The following is an 18312-nucleotide window of genomic DNA, read 5'->3' on the forward strand; positions in this document are numbered from 1 at the left end:
TTCCATAGCACAGCTCCGCGACGGTTTCATGACAGTCGTTCGGGTCGCTGGCGGAATCTCAGGCTTGCTCGCGGCACCGGTCCCTGTAAGTTTTCGATCATCGACCCAGGAAGGAGAGCGCCGATGCCGCGGGCGCCGCGCACGTCCACCCCACCCGCAGCACCGCTGCCGCCGCGCCAGGGCGCGATCCTGGCGATCGTGACCGATCAGGGCTTCGCCACCGTCGAGGCGTTGGCCGAACGTTTCGGTGTGTCCCCCCAGACGATCCGGCGCGAGATCATCCAGCTCGACCGGGCCGGTCTGCTGCAACGCTTCCACGGCGGGGCGGGGCTGCCGGGGCCGACGGTGCGGTTGGGCTACGCCCGCAAACAGACGCTGGCGGCGCCGGCCAAGGACCGCATCGGTGCGGCGGCGGCGGCTCTGGTGCCCGACGGCGCGTCGGTCTTCCTGGATGTCGGCACGACGGTGGAGGCGGTGGCGCGCGCCCTGCGGGACAAGCGGGGCCTGCGCGTCTTCACCTCCAGCCTGCCGGCGGCGATGCTGCTGGCGGGCCATGACAGCACGGAGGTCTATGTGACCGGCGGGGTGGTGCGCGGTGCCGACGGATCGCTGGTGGGCGACAGCGTGACCCAGGCCATCGCGCAGCTGCACGTCGATGTGGCTATGATCGGCTTCTCGGGCGTCGGCGAGGACGGGTCGCTGATGGACTTCGACATCCAGAAGGTGGCGGTCAAGCAGGCGATCATGGCGAACGCCCGCAGCGCCGTGGCGGTGGGCGACGGGCTGAAATTCGCCCACGCGGCGGTCGTGCGCATCGGCCCCCCCGCCGCCTTCGCCCGCCTCGTCACCGACACCCCGCCGCCCGCCCCGCTGGCGGAGCGGTTCAGGGCGGCGGGGCTGGCGGTGACGGTGGCGTCGGGCGGGGCGGGATAGGCGGGCTCAGGCCCTGGACCAGGGCCAGGCGGGGCGGCCCAGCGGGATGGAACGGCGGCGCAGGGTCAGGACGGCGAAGAGCGCGCCGGTCGCCAGCGCCGCGAGGTCGATGCCGGCGACGCCCCAGTCGCCGCGCGCCAGCGTGATGCCGAGATGGGCGTGGCTGGTCGCGAGGTTCAGCAGGGGCAGCGCCCCCCACAGCGCCGCCGCCACCGCCAACTGCTCGCCCCACGCCCGCCGCGGGCCGCGGATCATGGGGTGCAGCGCGGTCGCCAGCCAGACGGCGAGGAGGACGCCGACCTCCAGATCCGCGCGGCCGGGCAGGGCGGCGGGGATCAGCCGGTTGGCCCACAGGAAGGCGGCGATGGCGACCGGCAATCCCACCAGCACGGCCAGATTGGCCCCGTCCACGAAACGCTGGCCGCGGGTCGGGGTGGCGCCGTCGCGCTTGCGCCGCTTGACCACCCAATAGACCAGCCCGGTGCCGATCATCGCAGTTCCGGCAAGCCCGCACAGGATCATGGCGACGCGCAGCCCGGGGCCGGCGAAGCGCAGGATGTGCAGGCCATAGGCCCCGCCCCGCACCGCCGCCGCCCCGCCGCCGCCGCCGTCCCAGTCCCGCAGCACCGCACCGGTCACCCCGTCGAACAGCACGGCCTCCGGGGTCAGCACGACGCGGTCGTCGTCGCCGCGCTTGATCAGGATGGTGGCGGCGGCGTCGCCGGGGTTGTCCACCACGATCCGCCCCGCCTGCCCGCCGTTCCAGCGGCGCGCGGTCTCCGCCAGCAGCGGCTCAACCGCGGTCAGCGGGGCGGCGACGCCCTGCGCCTTCACGGCCGGCGGGTCGGCGTAGACCTCGGCACGGAAGCCCTCCTGCCGGGCGCCGTAGGCGGCGTCCAGCCCCCAGGGCACATAGAGGAACATCAGCGGCACCAGCCCGGTCAGCGCGATCAGCGCGTGGTAGGGCAGGGCGATCACCCCGACGCCGTTGTGCCAGTCCAACCACACCCGGGTCCGCGAGCGGCCGGGGCGGAACTTGAAGAAGTCCCAGAAGACCCGGCGGCGGACGATGAAACCGGTGATCAGGGCCACCAGCAGCGCCACCGTCGCCAGACCGACCAGATAACGCCCCACCACGCCCGGCAGCCGCAGGTCGAAGTGGAAGTAATAGAGGAAGTCCCCGCCATGGGTCGCCCGCGCCGTCACCGGCCTTCCGTCGGCCGGCTCCAGCGCCAGCCGGCGGAAGGCCGGCTGGATGGACGGCGGGTTGTAGACATAGACGTGGGTGGTCGGGTCGCGCTCGCCGGGCAGCAGGATCAGCCAGCGCCGGGCGCCGGCCGCCTCCCGCTGCAGGGTGGCGAACGCCGTCGCCGCGGCGTCGGGGCTTGACCGCGCCTCCAGCCGCTCCGGCTGCATCCAGCGGGTGATCTCGTGGCGGGCGTAGGCGGTGGTGCCGGTCAGGAACACCGCGAACAGCAGCCACCCGACCACCAGCCCGCCCCAATTGTGCAGCCAGGTCATGGCGGTGTGCAGCGAGCTCTCGCCGCTTGCCTCGCTCATCCCACCCTCCCCAGCAGCGTCGCCGCGGCCCACAGCCCGGCCGCAAGCCCCCCGATCCACGCCGCGGCGCGCCACGCCGAGCCGGTGGCGAAGACCAGGGGCACGGCGACAGTCCAGGCCACCAGCGCCAGCATGGTGGCGGCCAGCACCGCCTCCGCCCGCCCCAGCAGCGGCGACAGGGCGAGCGACAGGAAGGCGGCCGAGCCGGCGGCCAGCGCGTAGCCGCCGGGCAGCGCGGCGGCGAGCCGCACCGCGATCTCCGCCCGCCGCCCGGTGGCCGGCCGCTTCACCACGAGTAGCGCAGCGAGCCGATCACGGTGCGGCCCTGGCCGTAGTAGCAGGAGGTCGCGCGCGTGCAGGCGGAGACATACTCCTTGTCGAACAGGTTGTTGGCGTTGATGGCGAGCTGCACGCCCTGGAGGTTGGGGTTGAGCTGCGACAGGTCGTAGCGCAGCGCGGCATCGACCAGCGTGTGGCTGGGCACCTTCAGGGTGTTGGCGGTGTCGCCCCAGGTCGAGCCGACGTAGCGGACGCCGATGCCGCCGCCAACGCCGGTCAGCGGCCCCGCCTGCACGGTGTGGTCGACCCAGGCGGAGGCGGTGTGCGAGGGCACGGCCACCGGAGTGTTTCCCTTGTTGCCGTCGTTGCTCTCCGTCACCTCGGCGTCGAGCCAGGTGTAGGCGGCCACGAGGTTCAGCCCCTCCGCCAGGCTGACGCGGGCCTCCGCCTCGATGCCGCGGGAGCGGACCTCGCCGGTCTGAACGCTGAAGCCGGCGTGGTCCGGATCGGTGGTGGTGACGTTCTGCTGGGTGAGGTGGAAGGCGGACAGGGTGAACAGGCTGTTCATCCCGGTCGGCTGGACCTTCACGCCGACCTCGTACTGCTGGCCGCTCGTCGGCTCGAAGGCGCTGCCGGAATAGCTGGTGCCGGTCACCGGCTCGAAGGATTCCGAATAGCTGGCGTAGGGCGCCACGCCGTTGTCGAACAGGTAGAGCGCGCCGACCCGCCCGGTGAAGGCGTCGTCCTGCTGCGAGGATGTGGCGCCGGTCAGCCGGTTGCGCTGCTTGCTCTCCGCCCAGTCCTTGCGCCCGCCCAGAACCAGCACGAGGCGATCCAGCTTGAGCTGGTCCTGGAGATAGACGCCGGTCTGCGACAGGCTGGTGGCGATGCTCTGGTAGATCGGCGGGTTGGGGATGGCGAGGCCGTAGACGGGGGCGAAGATGTCCAGGTTGGGCGCCGCCGCCAGACCGCGCAGCGTGTCGCTGCGCAGGCGCTGGATGTCCACGCCGAACAGGGCGGTGTGCTTCACCGGCCCGGTGTCGAAACTCGCCTGCAGCTGGTTGTCGACGGTCACGTCCCAGGACCGCTCGTCGAGCGAGAAGGTGTTGCGCCGCAGGGTGCGCATATCGGCCAGCAGCGCCCCGGCGTAGAGGCCGCGGTAGTTCAGGTCGTTGTGCAGGTAGCGGGCGTTCTGCCGCACCGTCCAGGTGTCGTCGAAGCGGTGCTGGAAGCGGTAGCCGATGCTGGCCGTGGTCCGGTCCCAACTGTTGAAGTTGGGATCGCCGGCGAAGAAGCTGATGGGCAGCTTGCCGTTGGGGTTGGCCGTCAGCGTCCCCTGGCTGGGCAGGAAGTTGAGCGGCGAGCCGGAGAAGTCGTCGTTCTGGTAGAGCGCGATCAGCGTCAGCTCGGTGTCGTCGGTCGGCCGGAATGTCAGGGTGGGGGCGGCCGCAACCCGCCGCCGCTCGGTGAAATCGGTCTGCCCGTCGCTGTCGAGAAGCACCCCGGCGAAGCGGTAGGACAGCCGCTTGTCCGGCGTCACGTCGCCGCCGATGTCGATGGCGCCCTGGTAGCGGTCGTCACTGCCGGCCTGGAGCACCAGCTCGTGCCGCGCGTTGGGCGACGGCTGCTTGGTCACCATGTTGACCAGCCCGCCGGGGCTGGTCTGGCCGAACAGCACCGAGGCCGGACCCTTCAGCACCTCCACCCTCTCGAACAGGTAGGGGTCGAGGCCGGAGGTGACATAGCCGCTGCCCTTCAGCCGCAGACCGTCGAGATACTCGTTGAAGGACACGCCGGTGGTGCCGTCGCCGCCGAAGCCGCGCACCTGGATGCCGTCGCCGCCGAAGGAGGAAGCGTCGCCGTTGCGCGCCGTCATCACGCCCGAGGTGTAGTTCAGCGCGTCGGCGAGGTTGCGCACGGCCTGCGCGTCCATCTGGTCGCGGGTGACCACGCTGACCGACTGCGGCGTCTCGATGAGCGGCGTGTCGGTCTTGGTCGCCATGGCGCTCTGGCGGGCGACGTAGCCCATCACCGGCCCGGTCGCGCGCTCGCCGGTGCCCTCCACCGTCACCGGATCGAGCATCAGGCTGCCGCTCGGCGCGCGGACCAGCACCGCGCTGCGCGCGCCGCTCATCCGGTAGGTCACGCCGGTGCCGGACAGCAGGCGCCGCAACGCCTCCTCCGCCGGCATGGTGCCGCTGACGCCGGGGGAGGTCACGTCCCGCGCCACCTCCGCGGCGACGCCGACCTCCCAGCCGCTGGCGGTGCTGAAGGCGGTAAGCGCCGACGGCAGCCCCTGCGGCCGGATGTCGAACGGCTGGCTGGCGGTCTGCGCCGCCGCCGTCGCCGGCAGTGTGGCGACCGTCCCGGCCCCCAGCAGCGCGGACGACAGCAGCACCGCCCGCAGCAGGCTCTTCCGACCGCACCCTCCCGCCTTGGCGGACAAACCCTTGTTCATAATCCGCAAACCCCTTGAACGACCATGCCACGGAGGAGCGGGTGCGCCATTGTTGAGAATGAGGCGCATTGACACACTCCACGAGGACTGGACGAATCCGCGTGCGGGATCGCGTAAAAAAACTTTCAGGGTGGCGGGTTGCCCGGCCGCAGCACCAGCAGCGCGTCGGAGAAGTGCCGGACCTCGGCGTGGACGAGGCCGGCCAGCATCGCCGTGGTGCGGACCGGATCGTCGAGCCGGTAACTGCCGGTGACCCGCACCCCCGCCAGCCCGGCGGGCACGACGATGACGCCGGGGTGATAGCGGTCGAGCTCGGCCAGCACGGCGCCGAGCGGGCGGTCTTCGAAGACCAGCCACCCGTCCATCCAGGCCAGCGAGGCGGTGAGGTCCACCTTGCGGCTCTCGCCGATGCCGCCGTCCGTCACCTCCACCTGCTCGCCGGGGCGCAGGCGGACCACGGGGCCGGGCGGCGTCCCATGCACCTCGACGACGCCCTCGCGCACGGTGACGGTCACGCGGCCATCGACGTAGCGGACGGCGAAGGCGGTGCCCACCACCGTCACCGTTGCCGGCCCGGCGGCCACCTGGAAGGGGCGGGTGCTGTCCGGCGCCACCTCGAAGAAGGCGGTCCCCTCCAGCAGCCGCGCGTGCCGTTCCACCCCGTCGACATCGTCGGCAAGGGCCGTCCGCGTGTCGAGCAGGACCCGGGAGCCGTCGGCGAGCGCCACGCTCGCCCGTCCGCCGGTCGCCGTGCGGTGGTCGGCCTGGAGCCGCAGCGGCAGGTCGAGCGCCCATCCCACCCCGACCGCGACCAGCAGGGCGGCGGCGCAGGCCGCCAGCCGGCGGCCGACCCCGCGCCTTCCCACCGTCGTCGCGCGCGGGGCCGGCGCCGACGCCTCCAGCGCGCGGGCGAAGGTGGGGGAGGCCCACATCGCCTCGGTCAATGCCCAGGCGCGGGCGTGACGGGGGTCGGCCCCATGCCACGCGGTGAAGGCCGCCCGTTCCGCCGGCCCGGCCCCGTCCGCCTGCAGACGGACGAACCAGTCCAGCGCCTCCTCCAGGGGGAGGGGCTCGTCCGTGGAGGAGCGGTTGCGGTCAATCTCGTCAGCCATCGGGGTCCGCCTGTCGCCTCGTCACCTAGTAGACGTCCGGGCGACCGGGATTCCGCAGCCGCTGGCCGTTCAGGCGTGCGAAAATCTCCAGACAGGCGAGCAGGGCGATCTTCAGCTCCTTCTGCACGGTGCTCACCGACACGCCCAGCCGGTCGGCGATGGCGGCGTGGGACAGCCCCTCCATGCGGTTCAACAGCACGATGCGGCGCTGCCGCTCGGTCAGCCGTCCCAGCGCCTCCTCCAGCCGCGCCAGGAGCTGACGGTCGGCGACCTCGGTTTCCGGCGACGGGCGGGCGGCCGGCACGGCCTCCATCCCGTCGTTGTCGATGTCCGGCACCACGACGAGGCGCCGCCGCTGCTCCTGGCGAAGATGGTCGAAGGCCAGGTTCCGGGCGGTCTGGAACAGGAAAGGCTCGAGTTGCTCCACCGGCCGTTCGCGAAGCGCCGCCGAGACCCGCAGATACGCCTCCTGCGCCAGATCCTCGGCGGTCGACGCGCTGCCCACGATCCGCGCCAGCAGCCGGACCAGCGCGCCGCGGTGCCCCACGAAGACGGCATCGAGCGTCTGCACCGCGCCCTCAGACAAGGCGGGGGCAGACAAGGCGGGGGCAGCCAAGGCCGGGAAATCCCATCGCGATCCGGGCGCGTCGCTGGGTCCGCATGGCGGTCACGCTTCGTGGAATGGTGGAACGGGCAGGGAGCCGTGGCTTCCCGACCGTCACCATAGTTATCATGCGAATGATTCGCAATGCGGAACTTGGGGCACCTCTCAACCGCGCAGGCCCGGCGCCTCCTGCCCGGTGCGCGCCACATACTCGGTGTAGCCGCCGCCAAACTGGTGGACGCCGTCGGGCGTCAGCTCCAGCACCCGGTTCGACAGGGCGGCCAGGAAGCGCCGGTCGTGCGACACGAACAGCATGGTCCCCTCGTAGCCGGCCAGCGCCGTGATCAGCATCTCCTTGGTGTCGAGATCGAGGTGGTTGGTCGGCTCGTCCAGCACCAGGAAGTTGGGCGGGTCGAACAGCATCCGCGCCATCACCAGCCGGGCCTTCTCACCCCCGGACAGCACGCGGCAGCGCTTCTCCACATCGTCGCCGGAAAAGCCGAAACAGCCGGCCAGCGCCCGCAGCGGCCCCTGGCCCGCCAGCGGGAAGGCCCGTTCCAGGGACTCGAACACCGTGTCCTCGCCGTCCAGCAGCTCCATTGCGTGCTGGGAGAAATAGCCCATCTTCACGCTGCCGCCGACCGTGACGCGCCCGTCGTCCGGCTCGGTGACGCCGGCAACCAGCTTCAGCAGCGTCGATTTGCCGGCACCGTTGACCCCCATGACACACCACCTCTCGCGGCGGCGGATGGTGAGGTCGAGCCCCTGGTAGATGGCGCGGTCGCCATAGCCCTTGTGCACGTTCTTCAGGACCGCGACGTCCTCGCCCGAGCGCGGAGCCGGCGGGAAATCGAACAGCACGGTCTGGCGCCGCTTCGGCGGCTCGACGCGCTCGATCTTGTCCAGCTTCTTCACCCGGCTCTGCACCTGGCTGGCGTGCGAGGCGCGGGCCTTGAAGCGCTCGATGAATTTCAGCTCCTTCGCCAGCATGGCCTGCTGCCGCTCGAACTGCGCCTGCTGCTGCTTCTCGTTCAGCACCCGCTGCTGCTCGTAGAAGACGTAGTCGCCCGAATAGCTGTTCAGCGAGCCGCCGTCGATCTCGATGATCTTGGTGACGATGCGGTTCATGAACTCGCGGTCGTGCGAGGTCATCATCAGCGCGCCTTCGTACTCCTTCAGGAATTTCTCCAGCCAGATCAGGCTTTCGATGTCCAGATGGTTGCTCGGCTCGTCGAGCAGCATGGCGTCGGGGCGCATCAGCAGGATGCGGGCGAGCGCCACCCGCATCTTCCAGCCCCCGGACAGCGCGCCGACGTCGCCGTCCATCATCGCCTCGCTGAAGCCGAGCCCGGCCAGCACCTCGCGCGCGCGGCCCTCCAGCTCGTAGCCGCCCAGCTCTTCGAAGCGCGCCTGCACCTCGCCGTAGCGCTCGATCACCGCGTCCATGTCCGGGCAATCGGGATCGGCCATGGCCGCTTCCAGGCTCGCCAGCTCCGTCGCCACGCTGCTGACCGGCCCGGCGCCGTCCATCACCTCGGCGACCGCGCTGCGGCCGGCCATCTCGCCGACATCCTGGTTGAAATAGCCGATCGTGACCTGCTTCTCGACCGACACCTGCCCGGTGTCCGGCAGTTCCTCGCCGGTGATCATCCGGAACAGCGTCGTCTTGCCGGCCCCGTTGGGGCCGACGAGCCCGACCTTCTCGCCCCGGTTCAGCGCCGCGGACGCCTCCAGGAACAGGATGCGGTGGCTGTTGTGCTTGCTGATGGTCTCGAAGCGGATCATGGGCGGCCGGGGGTCCCTGCTGTGGCGGGCCCCTTATGCCACAGGACGCGCCGAGCGACAGACCCTTGATCGGTGTTCGATTGCGGGGTGACGCGCCCGAACCCGGCGCCTCACGACATTTGGGCGATGGTCCGGCGGAACCTCGCCAGCGACAGGCCGAACAGGATCACGCCGATCACGACCAGCGCCAGGAATTGCGGCCAGACCACGTCGAGACCGGCACCCCGGAACAGGATCGCCTGCGCCAGCGCCACGAAGTGCGTGGTGGGTGCGGCGAGCATCACGTCCTGGACGACCTCCGGCATGCTCTCGCGCGGCGTCGTGCCGCCGGACAGCATCTGCAGCGGCACCATCACGAGGATCAGCAGCATGCCGAACTGCGGCATGCTGCGGGCCACCGTTCCCAGGAAGATGCCCATCGAGGTGGTGGCGAAGAGGTGCAGCGCGGCGCCGGCCAGGAACAGGGCGACGGACCCCTGGATCGGCACCGCCAGCAGCCCCTGGACCACGAAGACGAGGGAGAAGGCGCAGGCGACGAGCACGACCAGGGCCATCGACCAGATCTTGGCCGTCATGATCTCGAACGGGGTGACCGGCATCACGAGAAGATGCTCGATGGTGCCATGCTCGCGCTCGCGGATCAGGGCGGCGCCGGTCAGGATGATCGACAGCATCGTCACCTGGTTGATGACCTGGACGATTGATCCGAACCAGCCCTTGTTCAGTTCCGCGTTGAACCGCACGCGAAGGGCGAGATCGACCGGGGGCGTCGCGTCGCCCCGGTGGCGCTGGATGAACGCGTTGACCTCGCCGGTGACGATCTGCTGGATGTACCCGCTTCCGCTGAAGGCCTGGGTCATGCGGGTCGCATCGACGTTGAGCTGGATGGCGGGCTGGCGGCCGGCGAGAACGTCGCGCTGGAAGCCGGGCGGAATGTCGAGGGCGAAGGTTTCGAGGCCTGCGTCCATGCGGGCATCCATCTCGGCCGGCGTGATCAGGACCGGTGGCATGAAGAGCGGCGGATAGAAGGCGCCGATGATGCGGGCCGACAGGGGCGAACGGTCCTCGTCCACGATGGCGATCGGCGCCTTGTTCAGCGTCTCCGGAATGGCGGTCGCGGCGGTGTAGACCGCGAGGGTGAAGGAATAGACGATGAGGACCAGCAGCATCGGATCGCGGGCGAGGCTGCGCAGTTCCTTGATGCCGAGGTTCACGATGTTGGACACCTGCATCGATCAGGATTCCTGCTTCTTCAGAAGTACCGCGCTCAGGCCGATCAGCACCGGTATGGCGATCAGCAGGGGCAGGAACGACCAAGGCAGATCCTCGAACCCCAGGGATTTCGAGAAGACGCCGCGCGAGATGGCCAGGAAATGTGTGGTCGGGTAGATGCGCCCGATGAAGGCGGCGACGCCTTCCAGGGACGAAACCGGATCGATCATGCCGGAATATTGGGTCGCCGGGATCAGCGTGGCGATGGCGGTGCCGAAGATGGCGGCGATCTGGCTGCGCATGAAGGTGGACATCAGCAGCCCCATGGCGGTCGCGGCCATGGTGTAGAGCACCGCGCCGGCGCAAAGCGCCAGGACGTTCCCGGTCGGCGGCACGCCGAACACGGTGGCCGCCAGCGCGATCATCAGGAGGAAGTTGAGCAGGGCGAGCCCGACATAGGGCAGTTGCTTGCCGAGCAGGAACTCCAGCCGGGTCACCGGCGTGACGTAGAGGTTGACGATCGAGCCCAGTTCCTTCTCCCGCACGACGCTGAGTGCGGCCAGCATCGCCGGGATCAGCAGCAGCAGGATCGGGATGACCGCCGGCACGATGGCCTTCAGGCTCTCGACGTCCGGGTTGTAGCGGTAGCGGATCTCGATGGCCGCGAGACCGGACGCCCCGGTCCTGGCGGCCAGCCACTGGCTGTGCATGCCCTGCACATAGCCCCGGACGGTCTCGGCCCGCTGTGGCATGGAGCCGTCGATCCAGGCCCCGATCTGGACCGCCCGCCCGCGGGCGACGTCGCGCCCGAAGCCCGGCGGGATCTCGATCGCAAGCGACAGGTCGCCCGCGCGCATGCGCCGGTCCAGATCCTCGTAGTCGGCGATCGGTGGCCTTTCGACGAAGTAGCGGGACCCGGCGAGGTCGAGTTCGTAATCGCGGCTCGTCGAAGTCTGATCGCGGTCGAGCACCGCGAAGGACAGATCCTCGACATCCATGCTGATGCCGTAGCCCATGATGAACAGCAGCAGGATGCTGCCGACCAGGGCCAGGGTCGCGCGGATGGGGTCGCGGCGCAGTTCCAGCGCCTCCAGGAGCGTGTAGCTGAGCATGCGCCGCGGGTTGAAGACGCGCTCGGCCGCGCGCTCGCCGGGCGTGCTGGCAGGGGACGGGCTGGCAGGGGACAGGCTGGCGGACGGTGCCGGTTCGGGGTTTTCCCGCACCGCGGCGGCGCTTTCCGCATGCCCGCCCACCGCGTCCTCCAGATAGCCGATGAAGGCGTCTTCCAGCGTATCGGCACCGCGCTGCCGGACGAGTCCCGCGGGCGTGTCGCTGACCAGCACGCGGCCCGCGTGCATCAGCGAGATCCGGTCGCAGCGTTCGGCCTCGTTCATGAAATGCGTCGAGACGAAGATCGTCACCCGGTCCCGGCGCGCCAGGCCGATCATGATCCGCCAGAAGTCGTCGCGCGCGATCGGATCGACGCCGGAGGTCGGCTCGTCCAGGATCAGCATGGCCGGCCGGTGGACCATCGCGACGGCGAGGGACAGCCGCTGGCGCTGCCCGAGCGGCAGCGTGTCCGGCAACGCGTGCATCACGTCGGCGAGGCCGAAACGCTCCGCCACCTCGGCGACCCGGCCGGGGAGGACATCCTCGGCCACCTGGAACAGACGGGCGTGCAATTCCAGGTTCTGCCGGATGGTCAGCTCGGAGTAGAGCGAGAAGGCCTGCGACATGTAGCCGACCTGCCGGCGGGTCGCGATGTTGCGGGCGTCCACCGGCTGCCCGAACAGCCGCGCTTCCCCCTCGCTGGGCTGCAACAGGCCGGTCAGCATCTTCATCGTGGTCGTCTTGCCGCAGCCGTTGGAGCCGAGGAAGCCGAAGATTTCGCCGCGCCGTATCTGCAAGCTGACATGGTCGACCGCGACGAAGTCGCCGAACCGCATGGTCAGACCCGTCGCTTCGATGACGATCCCGCCCTCCTCCTCAGGCCGGGGCACGATTTCGACCGGCTGGCGACCGCGGCGCTTCTCCTCGGGCATGAGCCCGATGAAGGCGTCCTCCAGCGTCGCCGTGCCTGTGCGCTCCAGCAGCTCCGGCGGGCTGCCGGTGGCCAGCACGCGCCCCTCGTCCATGGCGACGAGCCAGTCGAAGCGCGCGGCCTCCTCCATGTAGGCGGTGGCAACCACCACGCTCATGCCGGGCCGGCCCGCCCGTATCCGGTCGATCAGGTCCCAGAACTGCCGCCGCGACAGCGGGTCCACGCCGGTGGTCGGCTCGTCGAGGATCAGCAGATCCGGATCATGGATGAGCGCGCAGCACAGGCCGAGCTTCTGCTTCATGCCGCCGGACAGCTTGCCGGCTGGGCGGTCGATGAACGGGGCCAGCCCGGTGCTCGCCGTCAGGTCAGCGATGCGCCGCTCGCGCTCGGCCTTGCCCTGTCCGAACAGGCGCCCGAAGAAGTCCAGGTTCTCGGCGATCGAGAGCGACCGGTAGAGGTTCCTGCCGAGCCCCTGCGGCATGTAGGCGATGCGGGGGCAGACCTCCTTTCGGTGGCCGGCGCGCGCCATGCTGCCGCCCAGCACCTCGACCGTCCCGTCCTGCACGGCACGAGCCCCGGCGACCAGCGACAGGAGGCTCGACTTGCCGACCCCGTCCGGGCCGATCAGCCCGACGACGCGGCCGGCCGGAAGGTCGAGGCTGACCCGGTCGATGGCCCGGACCTTGCCGTAGGCCAGGCCGACGTCGCGCAGACGCGCGACCGCGGGCAGGGCGGAACCCTCCGCGGCGCCCGTCATGTCAGAAGGTTCTGAAGGTTGCCGGGCCACCCGGTGTCCGGGGCGATCCTCACATAGGCCACGCCCGGCAACCCGGTCTTCACGTCGCGGATGTGCTTCTTCAGCAATTCGGGCGGTATCTGGGCCTTGATCCGGAACATGAGCTTCTGGCGTTCGCTCGCCGTCTCCACGGTCTTGGGGGTGAACTGGGCGACGTCGGCCACGAAGGTTGCCTTGGCGGGAATCACGTATTGCGGCAGCGCGTCGAGGACGATCCGCACCTCGGTCCCGATCCTCACCCGCCCGGCGGCTTCCGTCGGCAGGAAGAAGGTCATGTGGACGTCGCTCAGATCGACCATGTTCAGCACCCGGCCGCCGGCGCCGAGCACCTCCCCCGGCTGCGCCACCCGGAACTGGACACGCCCGTCCCGCGGCGACCGGAGGGTGCCGTCGCGGATGTCGGCCTGGATGAGTTCGATGGTGGCCGAGGCGGCGTCGACCGCCGCCTCGGCGTTGATGATCTGGGCCTCGGCCGTGGCGATCGCGGCATCGCCCGCCGCGACCTGGGCGTTTGCCGCGCTGACGGCGGCGTTGGCACTCTCGAACCGGGCCAGGTCGGTGTCGAGGACCTGCTGCGAGGTCGTGCCCCGCGCCTGGAGCTCCTCGGATCGTGCCAGTTGCTTGCGGGCGACGTCCCTTTCCGCCTCGCGCTGGGCCACGAGGGCGAGCGCGGCCTGCCGCTCGGCCTGGCGTTGACGCACTTGGTGACGGGCGGCGTCGACACCGATGACGGCCTGCCGCTTCTGCGCCTCGGCCTGCCTGAGCTGGGCCTGCAGCACGTCGGTGTCCATCTGGGCCAGCACCTGGCCGGCGGTGACGAAGTCGCCTTCATTGACCAGGATGTCCTTCACCCGGCCCGCTGTTTTCGTGGCGATGTCGATCTCGACCGCCTCGATCCGGCCGTTGCCGCTGGCCAGTCCGGCCGGAAGCCCCTCGGGCTGCAGGACGTGCCAGAGCCCATAGAGAACCGCGGCGGCTACCACCACGGCCGCAACCCGGTACAGCCACCGGTTCGCCTTCCTGTCCATTCACCGATCCATTCTCTTGCGGGCGCTGCCTCGCGGGGCACCGACGCCCAGGGCCACCCGCATGGTGCCACAGCGCTGGCCGGCCTCAACCCGCATCTTGTCCGGCTCGCAAACCCCGTGGTTGCACGTTGCCCTGTAACCCGCCTTTACATGGCTTTCGCTCCGATTGCACCGGGATGGGGATGAGGGCTTGACACGCTGCTGACAACAACCGTCGGCTTGATCCGGAACCAGGCCGCATAGAGAGCGGGGAGGAAGAGCAGGATCAGCACTGTGCCGACCGCGGTGCCGCCGATCAGCGTGTAGGCCATCGATCCCCAGAACACGGAGTGCGTGAGCGGGATGAAGGCCAGCACCGCGGCAAGGGCGGTCAGGATCACGGGCCGCGTGCGTTGCACCGTGGCCTCGATGACGGCGTGATAGTCGTCGAGACCGGCCGCGCGGTTCTCCTTGATCTGCTCGGTGAGGATCAGCGTGTTGCGCATCAGGATGCCGGCCAGCCCGATCAGGCCCAGGATCGCGTTGAATCCGAAGGGCTGGTCGAAGACGAGCAGCGCCGGAACGACACCGGCGAGGCCAAGCGGTGCCGTCAGCATCACCATGGCCATCGTCGAGAAGGATCGAACCTGCAGCATGACGACGATCAGCGTGACGGCGATCATGACCGGGAAAATCGTCACCAGCGCGGCGTTGGCCTTGGCGGCCTCCTCGATCGATCCCCCCATGTCGATGCGATAGCCGGCCGGAAGGGAGGCGATCAGCGGCTGCAGGGCCGTCATCACCTGTTTCGAAACCTCCGGAGGCTGGGTCGCCTGGTCGATGTCGGAGCGGACCGTGATGACGGGGACCCGATCACGGCGCTTCAGGACCGGCTCCTCCAGACGGACTTCCGAATGGCCGATCTGGTCGAGCGGAATCTGCCGGCCGCTCCGGCTCACCAGCGAGAAATCGACGAGGCGCGCCGGGTCCAGCCGCTCCGCCCCGGCGCTGCGCGCCACGACGGCGACGTTGCGGATGTTCTCGCGGACCTCGGTCACGGGAATGCCGGTGAGGAGGAACTGAAGCTGCTGGCTGACGTCCACCGACGAAAGCCCGATCAGGTTCAGCCGATCCTGGTCCGGTATGAAGCGAAGCACAGGTGCACGATTTCCCCAGTCACGGTTCGCCTCCCGCACGTCGGGGACCGTCCGCATGATGTCGAGAACCTTTTGCGAGATGCGGTAGAGTTGCTCGGGGTCGGGTCCCATGACCCGGAATTCGACGGGAAACGGTGAGGGAGGACCGAAGACGAACTGTGTGACGCGCACATAGGCCTCGGGCGCGAGCCCCTGGACCACCGCCGCACGGAGTCGGTGCTTCAGCGCTTCGCGCGCTTCGGCGTCCGGCGTCAGCACGACGATCTTGGCGAAGGCGGGATCGGGCAGTTCCGGCGCCAGCGCCAGATAGAACCGCGGCGCCCCCTGGCCGACATAGCTGGTGACGATCTCGGCCTCGGGCTGCTCCTTGAGCCACCGCTCGATCGTCCCGACCGCGGCGGTGGTCGTCTCGATGCTGCTGCCTTCCGGCAGGCGGACCTCCACGAGCACTTCGGGGCGGTCGGAAGTCGGGAAGAACTGCTGCTTGACGCCACCCATGCCGACGACCGAGACCGCGAAGGCGATGCCGACGATGCCGCAGGTCAGGAACTTGTGGCGAACGGCGACGCCGATGAGCCGCCGCAGGCGCCGGTAGTTCGGGGTGTCGTAGATGGCGTGGTGGCCGCCCTCGACCGGCTTGATCGCGGGCAGCATCTTGACGCCGAGATAGGGCGTGAAGACCACGGCGACGATCCAGGAGACGATGAGGGCGAAACCGACCACCCAGAAGATGTTGCCGGCGTACTCACCGGCCGTCGAGGGCGCGAAGCCGACCGGCAGGAAGCCGGCGACCGTCACCAGAGTGCCCGACAGCATCGGCGCCGCGGTGTGGCTCCACGCATAGGCCGCCGCCTTGATGCGGTCCATACCCTCTTCCATCTTCACCACCATCACCTCGATGGCGATGATCGCGTCGTCCACGAGAAGGCCGAGCGCCAGAATGAGGGCGCCGAGCGTGATGCGGTCGAAGAACCGGCCGGTCTCCAGCATGATGAGGAACACGGCGGCAAGCGTCAGCGGGACGGCGGCCGCAACGACGATGCCGACGCGCCAGCCGAGGCTGACGAGGCTGACGAGCAGCACCACGCCCAGGGCCATCGCGAACTTCATCATGAATTCGTCGACCGCGTGGGTGATGTTGACGGCCTGGTCGGTCACCTTGTCGAGCGTCATCCCGAGCGGCAGCGTCGCGGCGATGGCCGCGGTCCGGTCCTGCAGCGCCCGGCCGAGCGCGAGACCGTCCCAACCCTCCTGCATCACCGCCGCGAGCATGATGGTGGGTTCGCCCTGATGCCGGATGAGGAATGTGGGAGGGTCCTGATAGCCGCGGCGGACCTCGGCGATGTCGGAGAGCTTCAGCGTCCGCCGGGCGGCGACGATCGGGGTGTCGGCGATCGCCTGCACGCTGTCATAGGCGCCGTCGACCCGGATGAAGACCTGGGGTCCCCTGGCGTCGATCGATCCCGCCGGGGTGACGGTGTTCTGCCGCTGCAAGGCGGCGAGGATATCCTGCGGCGATACGCCGAGGGTGGCCAGTCTGGCGAAGGAGAACTCGACGAATATCTGCTCGGGACGTTCGCCGAGGATGTTGATCTTCTTGACGCCGGGAACGTGCAGAAGGTCCTGGCGGATCACCTCGGCCTGCCTGACCAGCTCGCGCATCGGCATGGCTTTGGCCTTGAGCGCGTAGAGGGCGAAGCTCACGTCCGCGTATTCGTCGTTGATGAAGGGACCGAACACGCCGGGCGGCAGGTTGCGGGTTTCGTCCCCGAGCTTCTTGCGGGCCTGATAGAACTCCTCCTGCACCGCCGATGGCGGCGTGCTGTCCTTCAGCGTCAACGTCATGAGCGCGAGGCCCGGCCGCGTGGTGGTGTCAACCCGGTCGTACCAGGCCAGTTCCTGGAGCCGCTTCTCCAGCGGCTCGGCGACGAGATCCTGCATCTCGCGCGCCGTCGCGCCCGGCCATGCCGCCGTGACCGTCAGGTTCTTGATGGTGAAGCTCGGGTCCTCCGCCCGCCCGAGCTTGGCGAAGGCGTAGACTCCGGCGGCCACCAGCAGGATGATGAAGAACAACGTGACGGCCCGTTCGCGAACGGCGATCGCGGAAAGATTGAGGTTCATCGGTCGGCCCCGATTTCGGACGCGGTTCTTACGCGGGCGCCGTCCTGCAGAAGATGGGCGCCGAGCGAAACGATCGGATCACCCGGGCTCAGACCGGAAACCACGGCGGCTTCGCCGCTCAGCCGAACCAGTTCGACGGGCCGGAAGTGCACGGTCGAGGTGGCGCGGTCCAGGATCCAGACACCGGTCTTCTCGCCGTTGTCGAGAATGGCCCCCAGCGGCACCTGGACCTGTGGGCGGCTCGTCCGGTTCACCATCCAGATCGTCACCGTCGCGCCGAGCGGTGCCTGCGCGGCCTCGCCGTCAAGCACATAGCGGGCCTCGTAGGTTCGTGTCTGGACGTCGGCCGCGTTCGACAACTGCCGGAGCTGTGCCTTGGAGCGACGTCCATCGTCCCCGTACACGCTGGCCTCGACGATCGAGCCGATCGCCGGCCGGACCGTTTCGGGAAGCGCCACCACCGCTTCGCGCGGACCGGCCTGGGCAAGCCGGACCACGACCTGGCCGGCTGAGACCACCTGGCCCGGATCGCCGAGCGTTTCGACCACCGTACCGTCCGCGTCCGCCACCAGCAGCGCGTAGGTTGCCTCGTTCTCGGCGACACGGGTTTCGGCTTCGGCGACGGCGAGCTGTGCGGTCGCTGTCTCCAGTGCGGCTTTCGCCTGCTCGTAACGCTGTCGGCTCGCTGCCAACCCGCTCGTCACAAGGGCTGCGTAACGTTTTTCGTCGGCACTCACCTGAACCCGGACCGCACGCGCCGCCACGACGGCGTTGCGCTTCGCCGTGAGCGCAAGCTGCAGATCGTTGTCGTCGATCCGCATCAGCGGCTGACCGGCTTTGACCTCCTGACCGACATCCACGAACCGTTCCAGGATCTTGCCGGGCACACGGAAGCCGAGGTTGCTCTGGACCCTCGCCCCGATGACGCCCGTGAAGCCCCGTTGGAAACCGGTCACCGGGGTTGCCGTGACATGCCGGACGATCGGTGGCTCCTGCCTGGGGTCGCTCACGGCCGAGGCTTCCTGTGTGCGCAGGGAGAGCGTCACGAACGCGGCTGCGCCCAGCGCTGCCGTCAGAACACCCCCCAGCACGATCATGGGACTCTTCTTCATGCCCGCCGCCTCAGGTAAATTAGATTGCGTTCGACATCTATATCCGCTATAGATGTCGAACGCAATCTAAATGAGAGGCCGACCAAGACCGGCAGCCGCACCCGGTGGGAGATGAACCGGCCGACCGCGATCAGG

The 18312-nt window shown here is 69.5% G+C and carries 12 protein-coding genes; 1 reads left to right on the forward strand and 11 read right to left on the reverse strand.

The window, feature by feature from the left end:
- Positions 1 to 123: 123 nt before the first annotated feature.
- Positions 124 to 933 carry a DeoR/GlpR family DNA-binding transcription regulator gene (locus HL658_RS11335; protein ID WP_180281945.1) on the forward strand — a complete coding sequence of 270 codons (810 nt, stop codon included), beginning with the start codon at positions 124 to 126 and terminating at the stop codon, positions 931 to 933.
- 6 nt (positions 934 to 939) lie between these two features.
- Here HL658_RS11335 and HL658_RS11340 read toward each other — a convergent pair whose 3' ends face one another.
- The 11 genes from HL658_RS11340 to HL658_RS11390 form a co-directional block, all read right to left on the reverse strand.
- Entirely contained in the window at positions 940 to 2493 is a 1554-nt protein-coding gene (locus HL658_RS11340; RefSeq protein ID WP_180281944.1) for a PepSY-associated TM helix domain-containing protein, read from the reverse strand.
- Entirely contained in the window at positions 2490 to 2786 is a 297-nt protein-coding gene (locus tag HL658_RS11345; protein WP_343055062.1) for a hypothetical protein, read from the reverse strand. Before HL658_RS11345 ends, HL658_RS11340 begins: the two co-directional genes overlap by 4 nt.
- Entirely contained in the window at positions 2780 to 5230 is a 2451-nt protein-coding gene (locus tag HL658_RS11350) for a TonB-dependent siderophore receptor (RefSeq protein WP_180281943.1), read from the reverse strand. The genes HL658_RS11345 and HL658_RS11350 overlap by 7 nt, the downstream gene beginning before the upstream one ends.
- A gap of 125 nt (positions 5231 to 5355) precedes the next feature.
- Positions 5356 to 6342, reverse strand: a complete 987-nt coding sequence (locus tag HL658_RS11355; protein WP_180281942.1) for a FecR family protein — start codon at positions 6340 to 6342, stop codon at positions 5356 to 5358.
- Between the two features lie 25 nt (positions 6343 to 6367).
- A complete protein-coding gene (locus HL658_RS11360) occupies positions 6368 to 6913 on the reverse strand; it encodes an RNA polymerase sigma factor (RefSeq protein WP_343055063.1) in 546 nt (181 codons plus the stop codon).
- Positions 6914 to 7111: 198 nt separating this feature from the next.
- Positions 7112 to 8731, reverse strand: a complete 1620-nt coding sequence (locus HL658_RS11365) for an ABC-F family ATP-binding cassette domain-containing protein (protein ID WP_180281941.1) — start codon at positions 8729 to 8731, stop codon at positions 7112 to 7114.
- 110 nt (positions 8732 to 8841) lie between these two features.
- Positions 8842 to 9963 (reverse strand): ABC transporter permease, encoded by a 1122-nt coding sequence (locus HL658_RS11370; protein WP_180281940.1) that lies wholly within the window; start codon positions 9961 to 9963, stop codon positions 8842 to 8844.
- A 3-nt stretch (positions 9964 to 9966) separates the two neighbouring features.
- A complete protein-coding gene (rbbA, locus tag HL658_RS11375) occupies positions 9967 to 12741 on the reverse strand; it encodes a ribosome-associated ATPase/putative transporter RbbA (protein ID WP_180281939.1) in 2775 nt (924 codons plus the stop codon).
- Positions 12738 to 13808 carry an HlyD family secretion protein gene (locus tag HL658_RS11380; protein WP_180281938.1) on the reverse strand — a complete coding sequence of 357 codons (1071 nt, stop codon included), beginning with the start codon at positions 13806 to 13808 and terminating at the stop codon, positions 12738 to 12740. The genes rbbA and HL658_RS11380 overlap by 4 nt, the downstream gene beginning before the upstream one ends.
- Before the next feature lie 146 nt (positions 13809 to 13954).
- On the reverse strand, positions 13955 to 17065 hold the full coding sequence (locus HL658_RS11385; RefSeq protein WP_180281937.1) for an efflux RND transporter permease subunit: 3111 nt from the start codon (positions 17063 to 17065) through the stop codon (positions 13955 to 13957).
- Positions 17062 to 18162 carry an efflux RND transporter periplasmic adaptor subunit gene (locus HL658_RS11390; protein WP_211109710.1) on the reverse strand — a complete coding sequence of 367 codons (1101 nt, stop codon included), beginning with the start codon at positions 18160 to 18162 and terminating at the stop codon, positions 17062 to 17064. The genes HL658_RS11385 and HL658_RS11390 overlap by 4 nt, the downstream gene beginning before the upstream one ends.
- Positions 18163 to 18312: the final 150 nt, after the last annotated feature.

Source organism: Azospirillum oleiclasticum (genome assembly GCF_013423485.1).
Lineage (GTDB): Bacteria > Pseudomonadota > Alphaproteobacteria > Azospirillales > Azospirillaceae > Azospirillum > Azospirillum oleiclasticum.

Excerpts from the sequence above, each read along its gene's own strand:
- HL658_RS11390 (WP_211109710.1), bottom strand. The coding sequence starts at position 18,162 with ATGATCGTGCTGGGGGGTGTTCTGACGGCAGCGCTGGGCGCAGCCGCG.
- HL658_RS11350 (WP_180281943.1), bottom strand. The coding sequence starts at position 5,230 with ATGAACAAGGGTTTGTCCGCCAAGGCGGGAGGGTGCGGTCGGAAGAGC.
- rbbA (WP_180281939.1), bottom strand. The coding sequence starts at position 12,741 with ATGACGGGCGCCGCGGAGGGTTCCGCCCTGCCCGCGGTCGCGCGTCTG.
- HL658_RS11355 (WP_180281942.1), bottom strand. The coding sequence starts at position 6,342 with ATGGCTGACGAGATTGACCGCAACCGCTCCTCCACGGACGAGCCCCTC.
- HL658_RS11370 (WP_180281940.1), bottom strand. The coding sequence starts at position 9,963 with ATGCAGGTGTCCAACATCGTGAACCTCGGCATCAAGGAACTGCGCAGC.
- HL658_RS11365 (WP_180281941.1), bottom strand. The coding sequence starts at position 8,731 with ATGATCCGCTTCGAGACCATCAGCAAGCACAACAGCCACCGCATCCTG.
- HL658_RS11380 (WP_180281938.1), bottom strand. The coding sequence starts at position 13,808 with ATGGACAGGAAGGCGAACCGGTGGCTGTACCGGGTTGCGGCCGTGGTG.
- HL658_RS11385 (WP_180281937.1), bottom strand. The coding sequence starts at position 17,065 with ATGAACCTCAATCTTTCCGCGATCGCCGTTCGCGAACGGGCCGTCACG.
- HL658_RS11340 (WP_180281944.1), bottom strand. The coding sequence starts at position 2,493 with ATGAGCGAGGCAAGCGGCGAGAGCTCGCTGCACACCGCCATGACCTGG.
- HL658_RS11335 (WP_180281945.1), top strand. The coding sequence starts at position 124 with ATGCCGCGGGCGCCGCGCACGTCCACCCCACCCGCAGCACCGCTGCCG.